The organism is Limnothrix redekei LRLZ20PSL1 (assembly GCF_043235035.1).
Lineage (GTDB): Bacteria > Cyanobacteriota > Cyanobacteriia > CACIAM-69d > CACIAM-69d > CACIAM-69d.
Window position 1 is genome coordinate 183,746 of record NZ_JAZAQF010000069.1, and the last position, 23,378, is coordinate 207,123.

17 protein-coding genes and 1 pseudogene are annotated in these 23,378 nt (G+C 53.3%); 14 read left to right on the top strand and 4 right to left on the bottom strand.

The window, feature by feature from the left end:
• Positions 1-397: 397 nt before the first annotated feature.
• The 3 genes from dapB to VPK24_RS11940 all read left to right on the top strand — a co-directional run bounded on the left by dapB (position 398) and on the right by VPK24_RS11940 (position 4,024).
• Positions 398-1,225, top strand: a complete 828-nt coding sequence (gene dapB, locus VPK24_RS11930; RefSeq protein ID WP_393013604.1) for a 4-hydroxy-tetrahydrodipicolinate reductase — start codon at positions 398-400, stop codon at positions 1,223-1,225.
• A 183-nt stretch (positions 1,226-1,408) separates the two neighbouring features.
• On the top strand, positions 1,409-2,272 hold the full coding sequence (locus VPK24_RS11935; protein WP_393013607.1) for a phosphate ABC transporter permease: 864 nt from the start codon (positions 1,409-1,411) through the stop codon (positions 2,270-2,272).
• 300 nt (positions 2,273-2,572) lie between these two features.
• Positions 2,573-4,024, top strand: coding sequence for a tetratricopeptide repeat protein (locus tag VPK24_RS11940; protein WP_393013610.1), 1,452 nt, complete (start codon positions 2,573-2,575; stop codon positions 4,022-4,024).
• Positions 4,025-4,595: 571 nt separating this feature from the next.
• On the opposite strand, the gene VPK24_RS11945 is transcribed toward VPK24_RS11940, so the two are convergent.
• Both VPK24_RS11945 and VPK24_RS11950 read right to left on the bottom strand, forming a co-directional pair.
• On the bottom strand, positions 4,596-6,263 hold the full coding sequence (locus VPK24_RS11945) for an iron uptake porin (RefSeq protein WP_393013613.1): 1,668 nt from the start codon (positions 6,261-6,263) through the stop codon (positions 4,596-4,598).
• Between the two features lie 652 nt (positions 6,264-6,915).
• Positions 6,916-7,216, bottom strand: a pseudogene (locus VPK24_RS11950) (2-phospho-L-lactate transferase CofD family protein); the annotation flags it as partial.
• 242 nt (positions 7,217-7,458) lie between these two features.
• On the opposite strand from VPK24_RS11950, the gene VPK24_RS11955 reads away from it, so the two are divergent.
• The 3 genes from VPK24_RS11955 to VPK24_RS11965 all read left to right on the top strand — a co-directional run bounded on the left by VPK24_RS11955 (position 7,459) and on the right by VPK24_RS11965 (position 13,534).
• Entirely contained in the window at positions 7,459-10,770 is a 3,312-nt protein-coding gene (locus VPK24_RS11955; RefSeq protein WP_393013616.1) for a Calx-beta domain-containing protein, read from the top strand.
• Positions 10,771-10,837: 67 nt separating this feature from the next.
• Complete coding sequence (locus VPK24_RS11960) at positions 10,838-12,427, top strand: iron uptake porin (RefSeq protein WP_393013619.1); 1,590 nt, start codon at positions 10,838-10,840, stop codon at positions 12,425-12,427.
• Positions 12,428-12,472: 45 nt separating this feature from the next.
• Entirely contained in the window at positions 12,473-13,534 is a 1,062-nt protein-coding gene (locus tag VPK24_RS11965) for a CsgG/HfaB family protein (RefSeq protein WP_393013622.1), read from the top strand.
• A 98-nt stretch (positions 13,535-13,632) separates the two neighbouring features.
• Here the strand turns inward: VPK24_RS11965 and VPK24_RS11970 are convergent, their stop codons facing one another.
• Positions 13,633-14,970, bottom strand: coding sequence for a gluconeogenesis factor YvcK family protein (locus VPK24_RS11970; RefSeq protein ID WP_393013688.1), 1,338 nt, complete (start codon positions 14,968-14,970; stop codon positions 13,633-13,635).
• Positions 14,971-15,354: 384 nt separating this feature from the next.
• On the opposite strand from VPK24_RS11970, the gene VPK24_RS11975 reads away from it, so the two are divergent.
• Genes VPK24_RS11975 through VPK24_RS11985 form a run of 3 tightly spaced genes read left to right on the top strand, consistent with a single transcriptional unit; the run spans position 15,355 to position 16,623 of the window.
• Entirely contained in the window at positions 15,355-15,570 is a 216-nt protein-coding gene (locus VPK24_RS11975) for a hypothetical protein (protein ID WP_393013625.1), read from the top strand.
• The gene (locus VPK24_RS11980; RefSeq protein ID WP_393013627.1) at positions 15,563-15,754 is read left to right on the top strand and encodes a hypothetical protein; all 192 of its coding nucleotides are present in this window, start codon (positions 15,563-15,565) and stop codon (positions 15,752-15,754) included. The genes VPK24_RS11975 and VPK24_RS11980 overlap by 8 nt, the downstream gene beginning before the upstream one ends.
• A 29-nt stretch (positions 15,755-15,783) precedes the next feature.
• Positions 15,784-16,623, top strand: a complete 840-nt coding sequence (locus VPK24_RS11985; RefSeq protein ID WP_393013630.1) for an ABC transporter ATP-binding protein — start codon at positions 15,784-15,786, stop codon at positions 16,621-16,623.
• Between the two features lie 71 nt (positions 16,624-16,694).
• On the opposite strand, the gene VPK24_RS11990 is transcribed toward VPK24_RS11985, so the two are convergent.
• Entirely contained in the window at positions 16,695-17,210 is a 516-nt protein-coding gene (locus VPK24_RS11990) for a 2TM domain-containing protein (protein WP_099535604.1), read from the bottom strand.
• A gap of 192 nt (positions 17,211-17,402) precedes the next feature.
• Between VPK24_RS11990 and VPK24_RS11995 the strand changes: the two genes are divergently transcribed.
• The 5 genes from VPK24_RS11995 (at position 17,403) to VPK24_RS12015 (ending at position 23,300) form a co-directional block, all read left to right on the top strand.
• A complete protein-coding gene (locus VPK24_RS11995) occupies positions 17,403-18,275 on the top strand; it encodes an alpha/beta fold hydrolase (protein WP_393013633.1) in 873 nt (290 codons plus the stop codon).
• Positions 18,276-18,690: 415 nt separating this feature from the next.
• Entirely contained in the window at positions 18,691-19,791 is a 1,101-nt protein-coding gene (gene aroC, locus VPK24_RS12000; protein ID WP_393013635.1) for a chorismate synthase, read from the top strand.
• An 85-nt stretch (positions 19,792-19,876) separates the two neighbouring features.
• On the top strand, positions 19,877-20,812 hold the full coding sequence (locus VPK24_RS12005; RefSeq protein ID WP_393013637.1) for an S-layer homology domain-containing protein: 936 nt from the start codon (positions 19,877-19,879) through the stop codon (positions 20,810-20,812).
• A 194-nt stretch (positions 20,813-21,006) separates the two neighbouring features.
• Positions 21,007-21,663 (top strand): hypothetical protein, encoded by a 657-nt coding sequence (locus tag VPK24_RS12010; RefSeq protein WP_393013639.1) that lies wholly within the window; start codon positions 21,007-21,009, stop codon positions 21,661-21,663.
• A gap of 419 nt (positions 21,664-22,082) precedes the next feature.
• Entirely contained in the window at positions 22,083-23,300 is a 1,218-nt protein-coding gene (locus VPK24_RS12015; protein WP_393013640.1) for a DUF1822 family protein, read from the top strand.
• Positions 23,301-23,378: the final 78 nt, after the last annotated feature.

A 23,378-nucleotide genomic window follows, 5' to 3' on the forward strand; every position in this document is an offset into this window, starting at 1 on the left:
GTCTTCGCTGGCTGATTCTCAGCTGATTTTCAGGGGCTGACGAATTTCAGGGGTTTGTTTATGGCAGGGGTTTGTTTTAGGTTGCCCATTTGTTTTAGGTTGTTGGTCTTGGTTGGCTTGATTGAGGGCTTGTCGTCAAATGGCCTGCAACCCTGATGACCTCGTTCTTCAAACCAATCAGCCGTAGGGGCGAGGTCTCCTCGCCCATTCCCGTGATCCTTGAATGTTCCCAGGGGTGGACAGGGTTGTAGCGATCGCCCGGGTTAGGGTTGGGAGACCCAACCTACGGCGATGGAAATGACGACAGGCCCTAGCCGGTTTGATTTGGTTGGTTTGATTTGGTTGGTTTGATTTGGTTGACTGATTTAGCTTGTCTTTAACGCGGCGGTGAATGGGCATGACTCAAAATTCCCCAATTCCGGTAGTGGTGGTTGGTGCGGCTGGCAAGATGGGCCGTGAGGTGGTGAAGGCGGTGGCGGCTGCGCCCGATATGACCCTCATTGGGGCGGTCGATCGCGCACCGGAGCTAGTGGGCCAGGATGTGGGCGAGGTGGTCGGTTGTGGCCCCTTGGAAGTGCCGATTTTGGATCAGCTAGAGGCGACTTTGGCCATGGCGGCCCAAGAGCGACAGTTGGGCGTGATGGTGGATTTCACGCACCCCAGTTCGGTCTACGAAAATGCGCGATCGGCGATCGCCTATGGCATTCGGCCCGCGATCGGCACAACGGGGCTGAGCGAGGAGCAGGTGCGCGAGTTGGCGGAATTTGCCGACAAGGCCAGCACCGGTTGCGCCATCATTCCCAACTTCTCGATCGGGATGGTGTTGCTTCAGCAGGCTGCGGTTCAAGCCTCCCAATATTTCGATCATGTGGAAATTATTGAGCTGCACCACAACCAAAAGGCCGACGCACCCAGCGGCACGGCCCTGCAAACGGTGCAACTGATGTCTGGATTGGGCAAAACCTTCAATCCGGCACAGGTGGAAGAAAAGGAGTTGATTCCCGGTGCGCGGGGCAGCTTGGCCGGCGACAATATCAATGTTCACAGCATTCGCTTGCCGGGTCTCATTGCCCACCAGGAGGTGATCTTTGGTGCGCCGGGCCAAATCTACACGCTGCGCCACGACACGAGCGATCGGGCTTGTTATATGCCCGGTGTGTTGCTGACGATTCGGAAGTTGATTGACCTGAAGTGCTTGGTTTATGGTCTCGAAAAACTGCTGTAGCAGCGCGACAACCTGATGTCGATCGGTCTAGTCCAATGGCTGTTGCCGTTACCCGATCACTAGGCAGCAAGGGGCTTAAGCCCCTTGTGATGGCAACGCCAGTTGCCCTCCGATGGCTGAACCTTGCCCACTCGCTTCAATAACTTCCTCAGACACTTCCTCAGAACCGCCTCCGAACAACCTATGCTGGTTCCGCTGACCCGTGACGCTTTCGATCGCCTGATTCCCTCGATCGCCACCTATCCGCAATACCAGTTCTACTGGGGGCGACCGGCGGACTTCATTCGCCGCCTGGCCATTTCCGTGGTGGGCATGGTAGTGACCTGGTTGGGCAGCCTGGCCACGGGCGATGCGACGGGCCCCATTTGGTTTGTGCTGGGCTTTGCGGCAGCGCTCTATTGGTTTTGGGCCCCCATCTATTGGGCCAGCCTCCGCAATGGCAAGGTGCGCAAATTCGGCTATTGCGGTTTTTGGGAAGGTGAAATTCTGGATGTTTACGTGACCGAAGAGCTGGTGGGTCAAGAGGAAACGGTGAACCGCCAGGGCGAGTTGGTGATTGTGGAAAACCGGGAGCGTTGCCTCAACTTGGAAGTGGGCGATGAGACAGGATTTGAAACCCTTTTTCAGGCTCCGCTGCGTCGTGAGCACAAGGGTATTAAGCCGGGAATGCGGGCCCAAACCCTGATTTTGTCCGATCGCCCCGATTTGAGCCGAGTGGCCCAGGTGGCTGATTTTTATCTTCCTGATCGCCGGGTTTGGATCAGCGACTATCCCCTGTTGCAGCGGGAAGCCTTTGAGGAGGTGAGCCGGGAGCTGAGCGACCCACCGCCGAATCGTCGATCGCGTCGGCCCAGCCGTCCGGCCCCGAGCCAGGAGACCGGCTTAGCCCGCCGCCCGGATCCGCGCGATCGGGCCCTGGCCCGTTATGATCGGCGTGATGCCTCCGAGGAGCGTGGGCGGTTTGATGATCTTGAAGATGACTTTGAGAACAACGATTTCGAGAACTTTGAGGACGATCGCCGCGATCGCCCCCGTCGCCGCCGATAGAACCTGAAAACGGCCCCAACAACACAAAAAAGCTCCAACCGTCGATCAAAGTCGATCAAAACAGACCCTACTGCCCAAAATGCTCGCTAAATCCCAGGAACTGCTGACAGTTGGGTCAATTTGTCGGTTAGGGAATTGACGGAATGGGTTGAGCTTGGTATTCCTGATGTCAACATGAGCGTGCTTGACTGACCCTAACGATCCCCGATCGCCCCTTGTCACCCGAAACCGCTCGATCGCCTAACCTCGCTGAATTCCGTCTTTTGGATCCCTATCGCGCGTTAGCCCGTCGATCAGCCTGTGGAACCCCTATCCTTTTCCGATCCGTTTAATGGTGCGTCGTCGCCCGGGGTGACCCTATTTGGGCCGCCACATCTTGCGCCCGGGGCAATTGGGGGAGCAGATTGGTTGCCCCCGGTGCCGCCAGAAGAGATGGTTAGCGAAGTAACCGTCATGCCCGAGCATTCTGCGGACTGGTTGTTACAGCAGTGGTTGGATCTGGGGCTTCAGCAGCTCGAAGCCAGCAATTATCCTGGAGCGATCGAAGCCTTTGAACGGGCCCTCGACATCCAATCTGACTTAACCGTTGCTCGCCACGGCCGGGCGATCGCTCTGGTGGGAGCCAAGGCCTATGCCGAAGCTCTCCCGGAACTGGAGGGACTCCTGCAACAAATCCCGCACCAACTGGATCTTTGGGGGAACTATGGCCACGCCCTCGCTGCCATGGAGCGCCACGAGGAAGCCCTCGCCGCCTATCGCCACATCCTGGCTATTGATCCCAATGTTGTCAACGCCTGGCTTGATTGTGGGCGGTTGCTACAAACCCTAGGCCGCTGGAGCGAGGCTGCCGCCGCCTATGAGCGGGCTTTGGAGTTACAACCCACCGCCAGTGCGGCTTGGTTTGCGCGGGGACTGCTTCAGAAAAAGCTCGGTCAACGGGCCCAAGCTCTGGAGTCCTTTGAGCGCACCCTTTCGATCGATCCCCATTGCAAGGAAGCCTGGAACTATCGTGGCAACTTGCTCGAAGATTTGGGCCGCACCCAGGAAGCCCGCGAGGCCTATCAACGGGCGATCGACCTGGATCCTCAATATGCCGAAGCTTGGAATAACCTAGGCATTGCCCTCGATAGCCAACAGGCCCACCAGGAAGCCCTGGAAGCCTTTCACCAGTCTTTGGCCAGCGATCCGAATAATCCCGATGTGTGGAATAACTGTGGCCTCACGTTGGATAGCCTGGGGCAGTTAGGCGAGGCAGTGACTGCGTTCGATCGCGCCCTGGCCCTTACCCAAAACAGTCACTGGAAATCCTGGGCTAATCGGGGTTGTGTCCTTTGGCGGCTCCACGGCTACGCGGCCGCCCTCAAAAACTGGAATCAGGGCATCGACTCCCTCGATCGCCAAGCCCCAGACTATGCTCTCGGTTGCGGCATTTTGCACTATCACAAGGGCCGGGCCCATGTGGATGAAGGCCAGCGCCACTCCGATGCCTTTCCCTACTTGCAAGAGGCGCGACTCTGTTTTGAGCAAGCCCTCAATTTCCTCGCACCCGATCGCCATCCAGATTGGTATCTAGAAGCGGCCCAAGGGGCGATCGACACGTATCGGGCCCTGGGTAATGCAGACCAAGCTCAAGCCCTGATGTATAGCGCCACGGAGCTGCTGCGCCGCCGAATGCGCGAAACGGACTGCACCAGCCAAAAAATGGCCCTCGCGAACAAGCTGGCTAGCTTCTACCAGAACGGGCGATCGTAGCGATTAGTCGTTGGAATGATTAATCCCTTAGTCATAATTATTATTTGTAATTACAGCCTTTACCTAGAACGATTGGTACGTCATATTACAGATGCCATAAAGCAATTATGAGGTGGGCAATGCCCACCCTACTAGTGCATCAAGCTTATTTTGATAGGTCAAATTAGATGACTGTTGCTGTTACCAGATCGTTAGGCAGCAAGGGGCTTAAGCCCCTTGTTACTACGACTGAGTTCTTCAACAAAAAAACTGCGATCGGGCGATCACAGTTCGTCAAAAGGTGAGGATAAAAGAACGAAAAAATCATTCAAGAATTGGGCAACGATGATTCCATGAATGATTGGAAATTTGAACAACATCACGGGTCATGAGTCGATCGAGCCACGGGATATTGAGCAACCGCCATTGATCCGGCTTCAGCCGATTTCAGCAGTTTCCACAACACCAATCACCTCAATCGCTTCTCCCCCGTAATTCGGGTTATCATCCGGTTTGTGTTCTAGTTAACGATCGAACCATTCGCCCCAATTGATCGTTCAAACCCTGAACTTGGGTCAGGAGCACCAGGAACCTAGAAACTGAACTCGGTGCGCACCACGCCCAAGACGGCCGTGTTGTTGTCGTTGCCCGTGTCCGCATTGAACACCGCAATCACCCCCGGAGTGATCGAAATGAAATCGTTCACGGCCCAGCGGTAGAGTGCTTCCACGTGGATCGGCGTTTCATCATCCTCTTCCACGCCATCCGCACTGATCACCGTCGGCGGCTGACCCACCAACAAGGATCCCAGGTTGCCTTCTTTGCCCAAGTCGGGGAAGACCAAACCCACAGCCCAGTTCAGCACGTCGATGCTGTCGTCGCTTTGGGCATCTTCCGCCTTGGTGTAACCAACCCAACCGTTTAAGCCCACCTTGGGCGAGAACAGATAGTTAGCTTGCAGGCCAACACTGTTGCTGATCGTGGAATGGTCGCCAAAGGGGTTGATGGTGCGGCGCGTGCCGGTGCGACCCAACAGGCCCAAGTCTTCGTCGGCGTATTGGTAATCGTCGTTGGAGTAGTAGCTGTGGGCAAAGAACAGGCCGGCGCTGAAGCGGCTGTCACTGCTCTTGTAGTTCAAGCTGGCGCTGGCGCTGTAGCTACCGCCGAAGAGACCGCTGCCATCACTGGGGCTGGCGGCGTTGCCGGCCATGTAGGCGGCCCCGATCGACCATTGATCACTGGGACTCCAAACAAAGCCCACCCCGGCATCGGCCGGTTGACGCAACACGGGCGGCCGATCGCCAAATCGCGACAGGGCCCCGGAACCATCGCCATAGAGGAAGGGGTTGTGGGTGTCGTGGATGTCATCCAAATCCAACCCAGTGGTTCCCACAAGGGCTTCCACTTTTTCCCCGATCGGGAAGCGATAGCCCAAATAGGTCAGGCTGACTTGGTTGCTGTCGCCGTCACCGTAGCTCAGGGAACCCAAGCCCGTCACATCGTTCAGCGGATTCTGAACATTGTTGGTTTCCAAACGGGTGGTCAGGGTGTCTTGGCCCGTGAAGCTGGTGTTGAACACCAATCGCACCCGATTACTGAAGGTGACGTTTTCGGCGTTGCTGTCGTCGTCGTCGCCTGTGAGGGTTCCCCCTTGCAAACCAAGAATGGCGTTCCCGGTCAACTTGGTGGTGGTGGAGAATTGGGTTTTCTCCAGATAAGAAATCCGACCTTCCAGGGTGTCTACGCGACCGCGCAGCGCGGCCAGCTCGGTCTTGAACATGTCCTGCAATTTCTTCAGGACTTCTAGATCGGCCTTGGTGGCGTAGTCGGCCACGTTGGTCACGAGTAATTCTTGGATTCGATCGAGGCAAGCATTCAAACCAGCCGCGAACTCGTAGCGGGTCATGGCCCGGTTGCCCTTGTAGGTGCCGTCGGGATAACCGGCGATGCAACCGTAGCGCTCAACCAGCGATTGCAGGGCTTGGAAGGCCCAGTCGGTGGGTTGCACGTCCGACAGTTGCGATACGGAGGTGACCTGCTCGGCGCTGTTGGCGCGGCGGTTACGTCCCTCTTGACCGTATTGGTTGAGGTCGTTGATCAGCTCGCTGGTGTCGGCCACGGCCCCGATCGCGTCGGGATTGGCCAAGTCAGGGCTAGCCGAATTAACGGATTGGGCCAAGGCCGGTGCAGCGGGAGCCGCCGCCAATAGGGCCAGGGCAGCGATCGGGGTTAAGTGCGATCGCCGATGGAACCGAGACATATGCAAACCTCACACGAAAAATCTGAGTCCATTGCAAACTGAATTCATCCCCAGCTCTGAACCATCAAAAGCTGGCAGCAATTCCTCAAAATCACTGCCCGCTCAAGGTCGCCAGCCAGGAGCCAAATTCCTTAGCATCCATCAAAAAGATAATGATTCTCAGTTTGATTTATGAAAAGATAATTAAGCGGCGATGAATCAGTTTTGATCGTCATTCTAGCGAATTCTCGATCAATCTAAGGCCGGACAAAGACAAAATATTATTGATTTAAGATCTCAATAGTACAGCATCGATTCTGCGTGAAATTACTGAGATTCATGATTCAACATCACGGAACCACCCCAACAACACTCAGTCCCTAGTCAGCAAGCGCAGTGGGTTGAAAGGGATGAATTCTGAGGTGCGATGGAGCTGATCGAACCGTTTCAAGCGATCGACTCCTTCGCGCCGCTCAACCCGATCCAGCCCATCCGCGATCTTGGCCCTAGGGCAACGGCGCAATTGGCCCTGGGGCCTGTCGTCATTTCCCAGGATCAGGCGGAAACGATTGATTTTCCATGTCCCAGTCGTTGTAACAAGGGGCTTGAGCATCTTGTCCCCCACGATCTGCCAACGGTGGAATCAGGGTTTCAGGTGATTTGACGACAGACCCTAGGAATTTTCGAGATTGTGGGCAGCAGCGCGATCGAACCAACGGAGCAGCACGCGGGCTAACTTGCCCGAGTGGTGGCGAATTAGGCCCGTGTGGGGATCTTCGTCAATGACGTTGGCAATCACGATCCGGCGACCCAGACGCGCCACCGCTTCCCGATCGAGCTGAATGGGGTGGCTATGTTCGCGGGCGTAGCGATCGAGGGTTTTGGGGGATGGGGGATTTTTTTGCACCAACGCCGAACAATTTGTGACCACAGGCCTGGTCGATCGCCCGGATGTGATCCGAAACGGTGTAGCCCAATTTTTTCTGCCCGTTGCACAAAAAACTGTGGTCGGGGCCGATAAGAATTTGAACCCAGCAGGATGCCCAGATGAGTTTTCTCAAAAACTCCTGACCAATTATCTTGACAATTCATTTTTGTGCTTGATACCCTCGTGATCGTTTAGGTAATTTATTTAAAGCTTTTTTATAAGCTGCCTTAAATTTTACCTAAAAAATTGTTTAGAAGCAACTAAACTCAAAATATAGTGAGCAGTACTATGGCGAGCCAAAGTAACGATCAAGAACTTCGTGAAATCTTTGGTTTAGCTCCCGGACAGGGTGACAATGGCATTTTGGAGTTTGGGGCCACTGAGTATAGCCAGACAGAGAATGGGTTACTGGTGGCCGCCGTCAAAGTGCTGCGTCGTGGCCCGTTGACCGGTAGTCCGTCAGCAACTATTGCGTTAAGGGATGGTACGGCAGTTGCTGGCTCTGATTATTTAAAAGAACCAATTTCAGTTCAGTTTTTGCCTGGCGAAGTTGAAAAGACTATAACGATTCCATTGGTTGACGATGCAGTCATCGAAGATGTGGAGTCGCTCACTTTAACTCTGCAAAACCCTAAAAATGGTGCAGGAATTGGGCCACAGGCCACTGCAACCCTCAAAGTTCTAGACAACGATGGGGCGGCCATCATCGAGAGCCGCCCTAGCGTGGCTGGCAGTCCGCTCCCAATCGATTCTGTTGATGTCTTTTTGCCACCGGGTGGTGAAGTTCTGCTGGAGGTGACGGTCACTGTCCCAGCAGAAGGGGGTGAACCCGTCACTAGCGTCCGGCCGCTCAGTCGCGAACCCCGCGCGGCGCAAACAGTCAGTTTGCCCCTAGATGTTTTCTTATTGCAGGATCTCTCGGGGTCTTTTGAGGACGATATCGATGTCTTGCAAGGTGATCCCGCATCGGGACGTGCTGGTCTAGCTGAGAACTTAGTTACGCAACTACAGTCTCTTCGTCCCGATACAACCTTTGGCTTAGGCTCCTTTGTAGACAAGCCGGTTCGTCCCTTTGGCAATGCCGCAGATGGAGACTATGTCTACCGCCTGGAGCAACCCCAGAGCCTTGATGGAAAGCGCTTCCAGCAAACTGTCCAAGGGCTGACTACTCGATTTGGAGGTGATGGCCCTGAGTCCCAGCTAGAAGCACTTCTGCTACTAGCTCGACAATCAGGAACAACAGGCTTCCGCTCCGGTGCTCGACGTGTGGTGGTGGTGTCAACGGATGCTCCCTACCACCAGGCAGGAGATTTTTTAGGAGCGCCACCCAACAATGGGGATGGAGTATCTAGTGGCAGTCCCCAAGGTACTGGGGAAGACTATCCATCCGTTCAACAGGTCAAAAATGCCCTGATTGAAGCTGACCTTTTGCCCATCTTTGCGGTTACGGAGGATGAATTAGCCACGTACCGTGACTTGGTGGATGACAGCGATGGGGATGGTTTTGGTTTTGGCAGTGTTGTGCAACTAGAGCGTGACAGCTCGAACTTGACCAATGCCATTACTGAAGGTCTGGGCAATGTTGGGCGTGAAATTAACATTTTTGCGATCAGTGATGAGGCAAAGCGAGTCAAGGAAATTTTGCCTGCGAAGTTCACGGGTGTACAGGCTGGAGAAACCAAGAAGTTCGTTGTGCGGTTGCAGTCTGATGGGTTGGGCAGTGATGATTCTTTGATTCTTCGTGCTTTGGGCTATGGCGACATCAAGGTCAACATCATTCAAGATCCCCGACTTGCATTAGCTCCGTCCTATATCAAGCAATTGCAAGCTGTTGAATTTATCAGTGGGGGTAGTACTGAAGGTAATTTAAACCCAGGAGTTGATCCAAACAATCGTCGAGTTGGATTCAAGGTTTTTAGTAATCCTCCACCTGATAAGCTCCAAAACACCCGCGTTGTCATTCATGGATTAAATGATGACTCAGATACACGGTTCAAAGATGGCCAGGAAGATGGCTATCTAGATAATGTCGCCAGGGCATGGGCTGATAAATATCCCAATGATCGGGTTCTTTTTCTTGATTGGCGCGAAGCTTCTAACAATGATCGCTATCGAGAAGGTATAGGTGCATTGAATCCAATTCCCGCCGTTGCATTTGGTGCACAGCTTAAGGCTGGAACATGGATCACACCTGTTGCTGAATATGCTGTCAAGGCCTTGGCCAGTACATTTGGTATTGGTTCGGAAGTAGCCAAGAACAATTTGTACCTAGCAGGTCATAGTCTTGGCTCGCTAGTAGCTAGTGAAATGGGTCGAATTTATCGAGATGGTTTTTTCCAGGACGGAAAACAACTTATTCCCGGTAATCAAAATGGAGTAAAGGCATTTTTTGCTTTAGATCCTCCATCCGAGCTGAATGGAAAATATGACCTAGATGGCAGAATTTCAGGTGATCAACGTCCAGAGTCGTTCTCTGCAGTCGCCAACTTTTCACGCGGTTTTGTAGGTAGTAAAAGCCTTGCCGGTAATCAAGTCTTTGCTGCATCAGCCAAAGAATCAATCCAGATAGACTACGGCGGAATACAGGCTGATGCGGGTGAAGAGCACACGAAAGTTGTCCGAGACTTTAATCGCCTCATTGATGTCTCTGGAGGTCTTGATGGACTTTCCTCGTTGGCGGATGACGTAGAGCTAAAAACTGTCTTCGGTGACTTTCAATCAGATACTCAGAGACCGACGCTCTTACCGCTTTCAGGGGAAAAGCCCAGACATGACGCTACATTAGTTATCCGGGAGGGCAATTTTACTATTCCTGATCGCGTGAACCTAGTGTTCGGGCGAGGTAACAAGGACGAAGGGAACCAAGACGAACTGATCTATGGTACGTCCAAAGACGACCGGATTGACACGAATTTCAATGATGACATTTTGACATCAGCAGGTAACGACGAAATTCGAGCTCTTGCTGGCAATGATGCAGTTTGGGGTGGTGGTGACAATGACACAATTTATGGTGCTGAAGGCAACGACACCATCAATGGTGAACAAGGTGACGATTTAATTTTTGGGGGAGCGGATCAAGACAAGATTTTTGGTGCCAGGGGAAATGATACGGTTCTCGGCGGAGATGGTGATGACGATATTGAGGGAAATGATGGTTCTGATTCTCTCTTTGGAAATGCTGGAAATGACACTATTCAGGCAGGAGCTGATTCCTCCTCAGATTATCTAGATGGAGGACAAGGAAATGATTTCCTAAGAGGTGAAAACGGTGATGATACCTTAATCGGCGGGTTGGGCCAGGACACCATGGAAGGTGGATTTGGTAGTGATGTATTTATTCTTAGTCAGAATGATGGCAATACGGATCGCAATCAGGCTGATATCATCACTGACTTCGGGAATGGAGTTCTTGGGCTTGGAGGGCGTGATCAGATTGGGCTGTCAGGAGGACTAACAGTTGATAGCATCACACTTGAGCGGTTTGATCAAGGTTTTCTCGGAGTCGGTGGAAAAACCGCCATTAAAGTGGGAGGGCAATACCTAGCAATTTTGCAAGATGCCTTTGAGCTTAAGGATATTTCCTTTATTCAAATCTAGCCCTTGACTTCAGCCCTGTGGATCTGGCCTAAGTTTTGCAACTCCTTCCTCAAAAGCATTTAATCCCATGAAACCATCGCTGTTCACAGCATTAGGACTCCTGAGCCTGACCACCATTTGTGCCCCAAGTCCAGCATTTTCCGCAGAACTATCTCCAATGGAGCAGGTTACATCTGTTTCTCAGTTGTCAGATGTACAACCCACCGATTGGGCATTCCAGGCACTGCAATCATTAGTTGAACGCTATGGTTGCATTGCAGGCTACCCCGATGGAACTTTCAAAGGAAACCGTCCCTTGAGCCGCTATGAATTTGCGGCTGGTTTAAATGCTTGCTTGGATCGAATGCGCGAGCTAATTTCAACAGCAACTGATGACTTAGCCCAAAAGTCTGATCTTGCAAAATTGCAAAAACTCCAAGAAGAATTTGCAACTGAACTGGCCACCCTGCGATCGCGGGTTAACACCCTCGAAGCTCGTGCCAGTGAACTCGAAGCTAATCAGTTTTCAACCACCACAAAACTGACCGGCGAAGCCATTATGTCTGTGGCCAGTAACTTGTCAGATGATGAGGATCTGGATAATCAAACAGTCTTTCAGCAACGAGTTCGACTGAACTTTAACACTAGCTTCACAGGCAAAGATCTGTTGCTGACTCGCCTACAAGTCGGCAACGCCACGCCCTTTAATCTCACTCGCCAAAACCAAGATACCGACTTCGCAACCTCCACAAGCGAAGGTGTACAAGCCGCTCAAGTCTTTGGCGACACTGGCAATCGGGTTGTTCTCGACACATTGCAATATCGCTTCCCGCTGGGCGATCAAGTGCGTGTCGTTTTATCAGCTAATGCAGGCGTTTGGGATGACCTAGTTCCCACCGTAAATCCCTACTTTGAAGATTATGACGGCGGCAACGGGTCACTGAGTGCCTTTGCACAACGCAACCCCATTTATCGACTGGGCGGTGGTGCAGGCATCGGTCTGAGTTTTACACCCAGCCGATTTTGGGAGCTGAGTTTAGGTTACTTAGCAGCCAGTGCATCCAGTCCTGAGGATGGCCAAGGTCTCTTTAATGGCGACTACAGTGCCCTTGCCCAAGTCACTTGGCGACCCAGCGAGCAATTCAATCTTGCCTTGACCTATAACCACGCCTATTTCACAACTGGACGGTTTGGTTTTGACAATGGCGGAGGCAGCATTGATGCCCAAAATTTGCCCTTCACCGGCACAGCATTGGCCAATCGATTAGGCGCAACTAATGCGATTAGTAGTGATTCGCTAGGGTTGTCATGGGCATGGAAAGCTTCACCCAAGTTTCAACTGAATGGTTGGTTGAGCTACACCAGTGCTGACCTAATTCAAGATGACAAAACGGGTGAGCTGTGGTCAGGGGCGCTTCTGCTCGGGTTTCCTGATCTCTTTAAAGAGGGCAACTTCGGCGGTTTTGTTGTCGGGTTTGAGCCTTATCTGACCGATCTTGATGACTTAAACGATGAATTTTCTCAGGATCTGCCGCTACATTTCGAGCTTTTTTATAAAGCTCAAGTAACTGACAATATTTCAATTACTCCAGGTCTAATTTGGCTAACTGCTCCCAACCAAGATGCCAACAACTCTGATCAAGTGATTGGCGTGCTGAGAACCACATTTGTTTTCTAGCTGCATTGATCCCTTCCATTACTCTTTAGTGCAGATAACTCCGTAATGAAATTCAAGGCCTATTCACTCTTGGCTCTGCCCTTGACTGTTTGCACAATTCTGATGCCAGGCATGGCTCAGGCGCAGCATCCATCACCAAATATCGATCTAGAGATCACAGTTTCTCAAGCCGCGCCAGATGGAAGCGTAGAAGTTTTACGAGACCCTAACCTCAGGAAGTTAAAAGTTGCTGTTCTTGATTTTTCCTTTGGTAGTTCCAGTGGAGGTTTTTCCTCTTTTTCGGGTGGAACACTCAGCACAACAGACACAACAAACATTGCCCGAGGTGTCAGTGATATGCTGGCCGATCGCCTCATTCGGGACGGTCGCTACTCTGTGGTAGAACGCAGCATCCTAGAGCGATCCTTACAGTCTCAAAATACAGGCTCATCGAGTGCCAGTTTTGATCCTGCCTTACTCACGAAGCTAGGAGGAACCCTAGGGCTTGATGGCATTATTGTGGGTACAATCACCAAGTTTGATGTTTCAGTGCGTGAGAGTGGTTTCAATATTCTAGGAATTGGATCGCGAAAGAAAAAAGTCAGTGTTGAAGTACAACTCAATGCTCGCTTGATCAGCATTGAAACGGGTGAAACACTAGCTACATCTGAGGGATCAGGAAAAACAGAAGAGGAGGGAAGCGGCTTCAGTATTGATGGGCTTTTTGCATCAGCCAACGATACAAGCAATGCTCAGGCACTGGTCTCTAAAGCAACTAATGATGCAATTGATAACATCATCAAAGGGATGGATGGTGTTTACAATCAACTTGCTGCTTTGCCGCCCCCTGTTCCCTCGGTTGAGTCAATTGTTTCTGATGTATTTGGACGCTCAGTGATTTTAAATCGTGGATCAAGTCATGGGTATCGTCGAGGGATGCGAATTTCTATTGAGCGACTGGTGCGCGAAGTGAAAGATCCCCAAACAGGCGCAGTAATTCGGCGAGTAACGCAACCCGCCGCCATGCTGGAGCTAACCGAGGTTGATGAAGTTTCTAGTGTTGGTGTATTAGCACCGAATTCTAACTATCAGCCCAAAGTAGGTGATATCGCTAAACCTATTCGTTAGGCCTGAAATGACTGTAATTAAAGCATTGGGGAACTCAAGAACTCGAGTTCCCCAATGCTTTGGCACTTTTTAACTCCGTAAAGTACATGAATTCTCTGTTAAGAATTCTCGAGATTGTGGGCAGCAGCGCGATCGAACCAACGAAGCAGCACGCGGGCTAACTTGCCCGAGTGGTGGCGAATTAGTCCCGTGTGGGGATCTTCGTCAATGACGTTGGCAATCACGATCCGGCGACCCAGACGCGCCACCGCTTCCCGATCGAGCTGAATGGGGTGGCTATGTTCGCGGGCATAGCGATCGAGGGTTTTGGGGGATGGGGGATTTTTTTGCACCAACACCGCATCAAACAATTTGTGATCACAGGCCTGGTCGATCGCCCGGATGTGATCCGAAACGGTGTAGCCCTCCGTTTCTCCCGGTTGGCTCATCACGTTGCACACATAGATCCGAGGAGCCGGACAACGGGCGATCGCCTCAGTAATTTCCGGAACCAGCAGATTGGGGATCACGCTGGTGTACAGACTGCCGGGGCCAATGATGATGTAGTCCGCCGACTCGATCGCCTCGATCGCCCGAGGCACGGCCCGAGGATTAGACGGCGTGCAACCAATGCGAGCAATTTGCCCATGGGCCTCGCTGATATTCGACTCGCCCTCCACGTAACGGCCATCGGTTAGCTCGGCCCAGAGCACCATATCCTCCAGCGTGGCCGGCAACACCCGCCCCTGCACCGCCAGGACTTGGGAACTGGCATCGATCGCCTGTTCCAAGTCTCCCGTAATGTCGCTCATGGCCGTCAAAAACAAGTTGCCAAAGCTGTGGCCCGCCAACCCGCTGCCGGTGGTGAAGCGATATTGAAACAAAGCCGTCATCAGCCGCTCTTCCGCTGACAGGGCCGCCAAGCAATTGCGAATATCCCCCGGTGGCAGCACCCCAAAATCGCGCCGCAGCCGTCCTGAAGATCCGCCATCATCCGCCACCGTCACAATGGCCGTGATGTTGGCGCTGTATTGCTTGAGGCCTCGCAACAGGGTTGAAAGACCCGTGCCACCCCCGATCGCCACAATGCGCGGCCCCCGATTCAGCCGTCGATGGGTCAAGAGGCGATCGATCAACTCCTCATCCCCGTCGGGCATCAGCACTTCCGCGATCGTTCCCAGGGTGCGCGTTTGTCCCCACAACACCAGCCCCAACCCCCCCGCCAACACCAGCGGTCCAGAAACATTATTGGGAATTAGGGTGGCCAAGCGCCCCACAAACTCTTGCAAAAACTGAGTGGTGTAAAACACCGGGGTTTGCTTTGTCCAAATGGCCGCCCCAAACCACACCAACACCGCCCCGCTCGCACTGGTCAGCAGCCAGCGCTTGACCAACAAACCCGGCGCAAGCCACTTCACCCATTGGTTAACCCGTTTGGGAGCGCGGCGCTGCAAAATGGCTCGCGGTAGGTTGCTGAGCCAGTGAACGGTTGAGTAGGACAGTCGATTCTTCAAGGGAAAGGTGGGGAAAAACGGACAAACGAAGCCAAGGCAAGCAGAATCAACAACAAGCACTGGGGCCACAACGGCGGCAACGGCGGCAGTTACCGGGATGCAGGGGAATTAAACCATTGGTGGGGGATCGGGTTCTGGCCAATGGCTACCGTCTCCTTCAAGCACGTATTCAAGAACGTCTTTTAAGGACGTAGGCTTAGGGCCTGTCGTCATTTCCTAGGATCAGGCGGAAACGATTGATTTTCCATGTCCCAGTCGTTGTAACAAGGAGCTTGAGCATCTTGTCCCCCACGATCTGCCAACGGCGGAATCAAGGTTTCAGACGATTTGACGACATGCCCTAACACCCATGGATCCCCGTTGTTGGCGTTGATTGAGCCGGTGATTGAGCCGGTGATTAATCCGCTGATCCTGAATCCCGATCGCCCCAGCCTGGATCCGCAAACGGGCGGGCTAAAATGGCGAGCAACGGAGTCAACCGTTTCCAACCGTCGTAATTTCCATGAGGATAGCGCGTTGCGGATTGGATCCCGGGATGAGTAGCCCGCTCGGTGGGCTGGCATGGCTGGGAATGCTGGCTGCTGGTCAGTCGGTCTGGTTCGTGCGGCGAGACCAGTTCAACCCATCGATCGCAACCCATTGGTCGCAACCCATCGATCTCAACCCATCGGCCGTCAAATTTGCCGTGATCGGATCCAAAACAGCAAGCAATAACAGCAAGCAGTAACAGCAAGCAATCATCCAATCATTCCAGCCATGTCTCAATCCCTGGTTTGTGGCGGATCGGCGAACCCGCTGCCCCTTGGTCGCCCCTTGGTGGAACTGCGCGGGGTCAGCAAAACGCTGGGCGATCGCAAAATTCTCGATCGAGTAGATTTCGCCATTTATCCCAATGAGGCGATCGCGATTATTGGCCCCTCCGGCACGGGAAAATCAACCATCTTACGGGTGATTAGCGGCCTGCTGGAGCCCGACGAAGGCGAGGTTTATTTGTTAGGAGAACCCCGCCAAGGCCTGCTGGGCGACAGCCACGAACCGGAGGGAGTAGAAATCAAGTTGGTGTTTCAGCAAGCCGCCCTATTTGATTCCCTGACGGTGGGCGAAAATGTGGGGTTTTCCTTGCTGGAGGCGGGTCAGTTGCCCCCGCGCGAAATTCAAAAATTGGTTGATCGCGCCCTGGAGCGGGTGGGATTGCCGGCCATTGCCGATCGCTACCCGGCGGAGTTGTCGGGCGGCATGAAAAAACGGGTCAGTTTTGCCCGCGCCATCATTGAAAATCCTGCTCCCGATGGCACACCCATTCCTGAAGTGTTGCTCTATGACGAGCCAACGGCTGGCCTTGACCCGATCGCCTCCACAATTGTGGAAGACCTGATGCGGGAACTGAGCCAAAAGGTCAATTTTTGCTCAACCTATGTGGTCGTGACCCACCAGGACAGCACCATTCGCCGCACAGCCGATCGGGTGGTGTTTTTGTATGATGGGCGCATTCGTTGGCAAGGGAAGATTCAGGAAATTGACACCACTGATAATCTCTATGTGCGCCAGTTTTTCAACAGCGCGATCGAGGGGCCAATTCAGGTAGTCACAGCCTAGTTAAGACTTGGGTTCAGTAGCTCCGATTGATCCGAGATTCAGCCAGAATTCAGCCAAAGTTGGGAGTTGCTTTAATCCCAGTCATCCACGGTTTTTTGCTGAAGTTGCCATTTTTGGAATCGTTTTTCAAAGTCTTCCGTATCCGGTTGCAAAGACTTCCAAGCATCCAGAGCGATGAACATTCCCCACCCCAAACCCAAGGTGAGCGACCAGCCTAAATGACCCGAGGAAACCAAGTCAATCAGTAATAAAAAACCGTTGACGATGCCAAATTTACCCAGGTTTAACTTGAGGCGCTGCCGTTGGGCAGCTACGAATTGTTGGCGTTGCGATCGATCCCCATTTTGAGCTAACCAACGCTGTTCGGCTGCATACAAATCAGTGCGATCGATCCCAATTTCATCGGCCAATTCCAGAAGCTGACTGCGGGAATATTGCTCAATATCTTGGCGACGGGCGATCGCGAGTTGCAAAATTTCCTGCACCGCATCCCGATCATAATTATCGCGGGTGGGCACATCGATGAAGCGGGAGTCGGAACCGCGTGCATCAGGATTGGCTAAGGGCGATCGATCAGCGTTAGTCATAGGTGGGTCATATCTGGTCTTGGCCGTTGTTTATTGAACAGGCGGGGCCGCCTGCGATCGGGCGATGAACTCGGCGATCCAAAACTTCAGCAATCTCACTCGACGGCCTCAACCGAACTAGACGATCTAACTCGGCCATCGAACTACGAATCATAATATCGATGTTCCTATGGTAATGAGGTTGATCAACCGTTGGCTGCTTCTGAACAGGCCCCAGCAATTCCTCAAACCATCCCGCAAGCGCTCCATGTGGAAACCCGCGGCCGGGGGCTGCCGCTGTTGTGTTTGCATGGTCACCCCGGCTCTGGGCGCAGTATGCGAGTGTTTACGCGCCATTGGGCCGATCGATTCTGGACGATCGCGCCGGATTTGCGAGGATATGGCCGCAGTCGATCGGGGGGTGACTTTGCCATGGAAGCCCACATTGCGGATTTGGTCGCCCTGCTCGATCGACTCCAAATTGACCAAGCCCTTGTCTTGGGTTGGTCTTTGGGGGGAATTTTGGCCCTGGAGTTGGCCCTGCGACATCCCGATCGAGTGCAAGGGCTAATTCTGATCGCCACGGCGGCCCGCCCCCGCAGCGCCCCCATGCCCAGCCGACAATGGGACTTGGCCTACACCCTGATTGCAGCTCTGTTGAATGGGGTATGGCCCGGTTGGGCTTGGAATATTCGGCAATTTGGCGAGCGATCGCTTCTGCGCTACCTGATTCAACGCCACACCCCTGAAACCTATCGCTACTTGGCTGAATCGGCGGTGTGGGATGTGTTGAAAACCTCAGGGGCGGCCACCCGATCGCTGCGTCAGGCGCTTCAGGCTGGATACGATCGCCGGGCGGATTTGGTCAAAATTCGCTGCCCCGCACTAGTGATGGCCGGAGCGGGCGATCGCCACATCACCCCAATCGCCAGCCTGGAAACCGCCACCGGCTTACCCCACAGTCAGTGGCACTGTTATGACGGCGTGGCACACCTGTTTCCTTGGGAAATTCCCGATCGGGTTTTGGCAGATATCGATCGCTGGCTTCAGGAACAGGGTTTTGGGCAACTCGATTCATTCCAGTAATGGTAGTCGTCGTGGGGGGGCAAGGGGCTTAGGGCCTGTCGTCAAATTTCCTGAAACCCTGATGACCTCGTTCTTTAAACCAATCAGTCGTAGGGGCGGGGTTTCCCCGCCCAGTTCCCGTGATCCTTGGGTATTCCCAGGGGTGGACAGGGTTGTGGCGATCGCCCGGGTTAGGGTTGGGAGACCCAACCCCTACGGCGATGGAAATGACGACAGGCCCTAAGCCCCTTGTCTGTGCCGATCGATGGGGTTTCTTGTCTGCGCCGATCGATGAGGCTCACCAGCTAGTTGTGGCTTTTCAGACATCCTCTCCGGCCCACAGCCTGGGAACGCGGAGGCGAGTGATAGGATACAAATTCGACTAATCAGCGCCACTCCACAGGCCGATCGCACCGCCGCACCACACAAAGTCACCATGGGCAACACGTTTGGACATCTGTTTCGGATCACCACCTTTGGCGAATCTCACGGTGGTGGGGTTGGCGTTGTGATCGATGGTTGCCCGCCCCGGTTGCCCCTAACGGCCGAAGAAATTCAGGTGGAACTTGATCGCCGCCGGCCCGGCCAAAGCAAAATCACCACACCCCGCAAGGAAACCGACCAGTGCGAAATCCTTTCGGGCGTGTTTGAGGGCAAGACCCTGGGCACCCCGATCGCGATTTTGGTGCGCAACAAGGACACCCGGCCCCAAGACTACGACGAGATGGCCAAGACCTATCGCCCGTCCCACGCTGACGCGACCTACGACGCGAAATATGGGTTTCGCAATTGGCAAGGGGGTGGCCGATCGTCCGCGCGGGAAACGATCGGGCGCGTCGCCGCCGGGGCGATCGCCAAGAAGATCCTGCGGGAGTTTGGCAACATCGAAATCGTCGGCTACGTGAAGCGGATTAAGGATCTCGAAGCGGCGATCGACCCGCTGACCGTGACCACGGAGCAGGTGGAAAGCAACATTCTGCGATCGCCCGATGGGGACTTTGCGGAACGGGCGATCGCCCTGATTGAGTCGATTCGCGATGAGGGGGATTCCGTTGGTGGCGTGGTGGAATGCGTTGTGCGGAATTTGCCGATGGGCCTGGGGTCGCCCGTGTTCGATCGCCTGGAAGCCGACCTGGCCAAGGCGGTGATGTCCCTGCCCGCCACCAAAGGGTTTGAGGTGGGATCGGGCTTTGCGGGCACATTGCTGAAGGGCAGCGAACACAACGATGAGTTTTACACGGACGAAGCGGGCAAACTGCGAACGACGACGAACCGATCGGGCGGCGTGCAGGGCGGTATCAGCAATGGCGAGCCGGTCGTGATCCGGATTGCCTTCAAGCCCACGGCCACGATCCGCAAGGCCCAAAACACCGTCGATCAAACCGGGGAAGCCAAGGTGCTGGCGGGCAAGGGTCGCCACGATCCCTGTGTGTTGCCCCGGGCCGTGCCGATGGTGGAGGCGATGGTGGCGTTGGTGGTTTGCGATCATTTGCTGCGCGATCGGGCCCAATGCCACACGCTCGAAGATTTGGCATAGCGTAGAGATTGCGTTGAGATCAGCCAAATCGAGATCAGCCAAATCGAGATCGGGTATGTCGAAATCGAGTATGTCGAGATTGAGGATGTCAGGATCGGCCAAGTCGAGATTCGGCATGGCGGGCATGGTGGGGTTGCTGTGCGGCCTAGTGCCCTTGGGTTTGGGCGGCTGTGCCGACGATGGTGCAGCCAGCCGCGCCTTGGAGCAATCCCTTGCGCCCGACCCGGCCTTGCAAGCGAGTCCCAGCCCCGCCGTTCAACCCAGCCCGAGTCCGAGCTTGACCGCTCCGAGTCCTGGCCCAATCGCCAGCCCGATCGCCCCCAGCCCCAGCCCCACAGCTCAACCCAGCCCGATCGCCAGCCTCTCTCAGGAATTGCAACCCTATTGGCAAGATTGGCGCAAACTCGACAGCCTTCAGGGTCTCCAGGATCCGAACCAAATCGTGACCCGGCGGCAATTTGCCCGCTGGCTCGTGAGCGCCAATAACCAACTGTTCCAAAACCGCCCGGCCTGGCAGGTGCGATCGGCCAATGCCACCAGCCAGCCCCTCTTCACCGATGTGCCCACCACGGATCCAGACTTCGCCGCCATCCAAGGCTTGGCCGAAGCGGGCATTATTCCCAGTCGCTTAACCGGCAACAACAGCCCCACCTTCAGCCCCGATGGGCCCCTCACGCGAGAAACCATGGTGCTGTGGAAAGTGCCCCTCGACTTGCGTCGTCCCTTGCCGCCGGCCACCGTGGAAACCGTGCAAAAGGCTTGGGGATTTTTGGACGCAACCAAGGTAGATGCCCAGACCCTCCGGGCGATCGCGGCCGATCGCGAGAACGGCGAACTCTCCAACATTCGCCGGGTCTTTGGGTTCACCACCCTTCTGCAACCCAAAAAACCGATCACCCAAGGGGAAGCCGCCGCCGCTCTCTGGTACTTCGGCCCCGAAGGCCAAGGCATCACCGCCAAGGATTTGCTCAGTACTGCACCGTCCCCGATCGCCCCGCCAGCTTCCCCGGCCGTAAACTAAACGCAACTTATTCCAACGCTTTGCACCAACGCTTTGCACAAATTTTGGCGACCGCTGCGATAGAAAGATGATTGCCGGCCTCAACATCGATGTCTATCAGGTCTTCGTCTGTGGTGCGATTCACCTTTCAGCCTCCACCGCCAGGATCCCCCGATCCCGATCGCGATCGCCAATTAAATCAAACCCTCCAAGCCTTGGTGCTGCGGGCCCAAAGTCTACCGCCCCAAAGTCTAGAGTTCAAAAAAGCGATCGAACAGGTGGTGAAACTTGTTTGTGAATCGAATCGACTTCGGCGTTCTCTCAAAACTCAAAATGTTCGTTCAGACCACCCACAATATGGAGCTTTTTATGATGAAGCAGTTTTTCTTCTGATGGATTGGCTACCCACAGCCATTCAAAAGAAACAGTACAATCCCGGTCGAGGCGAAGTTATGGCCTGGCTCAACGACAAACTTCAGTATTTGTTTAAGGATGCTGTTCGAGATTTAACCGGCGTGCGCACACCCTTTGCAGTCGGTATAGATCTGGAAAACCTGGATGAGCAGGGCGAGTTACCCGCCGATATGAACCCTTGGTCAGCACTCATGGCCCAAGAAGAGCTGGATTCATCGGAAGTTTGGCGACTTTACAAAGCCCAAGACCCCGATGGATTGCTGCAAAAAGTGGTTTTCGAATCAATCCGCTTTGAACAACTGATTGATGCTAAAAACCAAGGAAAGAGTATGCGGAAATTGGCAATTGAGCTATCCGTCAATGCCAATACACTCAGCTCCATCTACACTCGCCATAAAGATCAATTCTTCGAGTCGGTTCGGCGCTTTAAGCAGTCGCTCCAACCGCCCGATGAATAGCCTAATTTACGCAGAAGTTTCCTTGAACTTAGTTTTTCAAGAAAAATCTCCTCGTGAATTGGCTCATTAAATCTAGACATTCATCTCCTAATACACCCACTCTCTTCATTTTTATCATTCTTGTCACTCTCCCAGTGTCAAACCCACCCTTTAGCAAAAACCCTCTAAGAGGAGACAGTATTCTCGATTCAGGTGGCTTTAGATTTTTAGTTGCCTCTTTCAATTGCTTCTTCTAATTGGCGATTGACCAAATATTGATCAACTCAAATCGGGGACTACCATCCCTAGTCTTTGGTTTTTCAAAATTGGTATTGTCAATCAGAATTAGCCATTAAAGATCACTTAAAATCAACCTGAAACAAACTTAAATTTCAATCAAAATTGAGTTGGTTAATCCTCCAATGACGGACAAATAGATCATGACTCTTGACCCCACTTCACCCAATCCTCAACCTACAGAAGCCAACCAGTTTCACGAAACAATTACAATTCCCTTGCGTGCCAAACACCGAGCCACCGCCGAACAATTTGCCAAGGCCGCAACGCATCCAGACCAGCGTGATGTGATCTATCACAACACGTTGGCGATCCTAGCCCTCAGTGATTGGTTGCATTGGTTGCAAATTCCCCATTCCCATCAGAATTGCGAGAGCTGGGATTCTGTAATTAGAGGATTTGATGATGTGGCGGATTTGGCGATCGAGGAAGTCGGTCGAGTAGAATGCCGGCCGGTTTTTCCAGGGGCTGATTCTCTGGAAATTGCACCGGAATCCCAAGCCGATCGAGTAGGCTACTTTGCTATTGGCTTGAATTTGCAGACAGTCGATCGCCCCGAAGCCACTTTAATTGGTTTTATACCCACATCGGCCTTGTTCGATCAAGAACAAATTTGGCTATCAGAACTCCAATCTTTAGATGATTTCTTAGAATGGTGGGATGCAAAGGTTGCAGAAACCCGCGCTGTAAAATCTGACACTAGTCAACAGAATGTTTCAACCAGCAATGCAGTAGTCGGCTCAGAAATTGACTCCAAGATTAATCCAGAGATCAATCTAAAAATCAATTCAGAAATCAATTCAGAAATCAATCCTAGAACGAACCCAGAGCCTGATTCGGAACTCTATCCAGAAGTCCAACCAACGGGGGCCAAACCGGCTGTTTCCCTGATGCCTTGGCTCGAAAATCAATTCGAGCATGGTTGGCAGAACCTGAGCAGTTTATTACAAGACATCCTAGAGCCAGATTCTTTTGGGGTCAGTTACCGAAAACAGCCGAAAATCACAGGGGCGAAAATCCTGGAAATCGAGAATTTGGAAAAGTCAATTCTTCTGACTGTGGCCATTGGCCACCATGAACCCACCGAGGAAGAAGAAATCAGGCCTGAGAACTTGCCTGAGAGTCTCCTGCTGTGGGACATCACCATTCGGCTGCAAAATTTGGATGTGGAAACGCCTTTACCCAACGAATTGCAACTCACGCTTTTGGATCATTTGGGACAAACTGTGGAACAGTTCACCCCAGAAGTCCACACAAGTCTACAAATTGATTTCATTGCAGACCCTGGGGAAACCTTCATGGCGCAAGTGGTGCTGGGGGATTTTAAAGTTATTGAAACTTTAACCGCACCATCGTTGTAATTCGCGCCCGCTCGCTAGGGTTCGATAAAATGTGTCTGGTTTCGTCAGGGCTTCCATGGCACACATTTGGGGTTTACA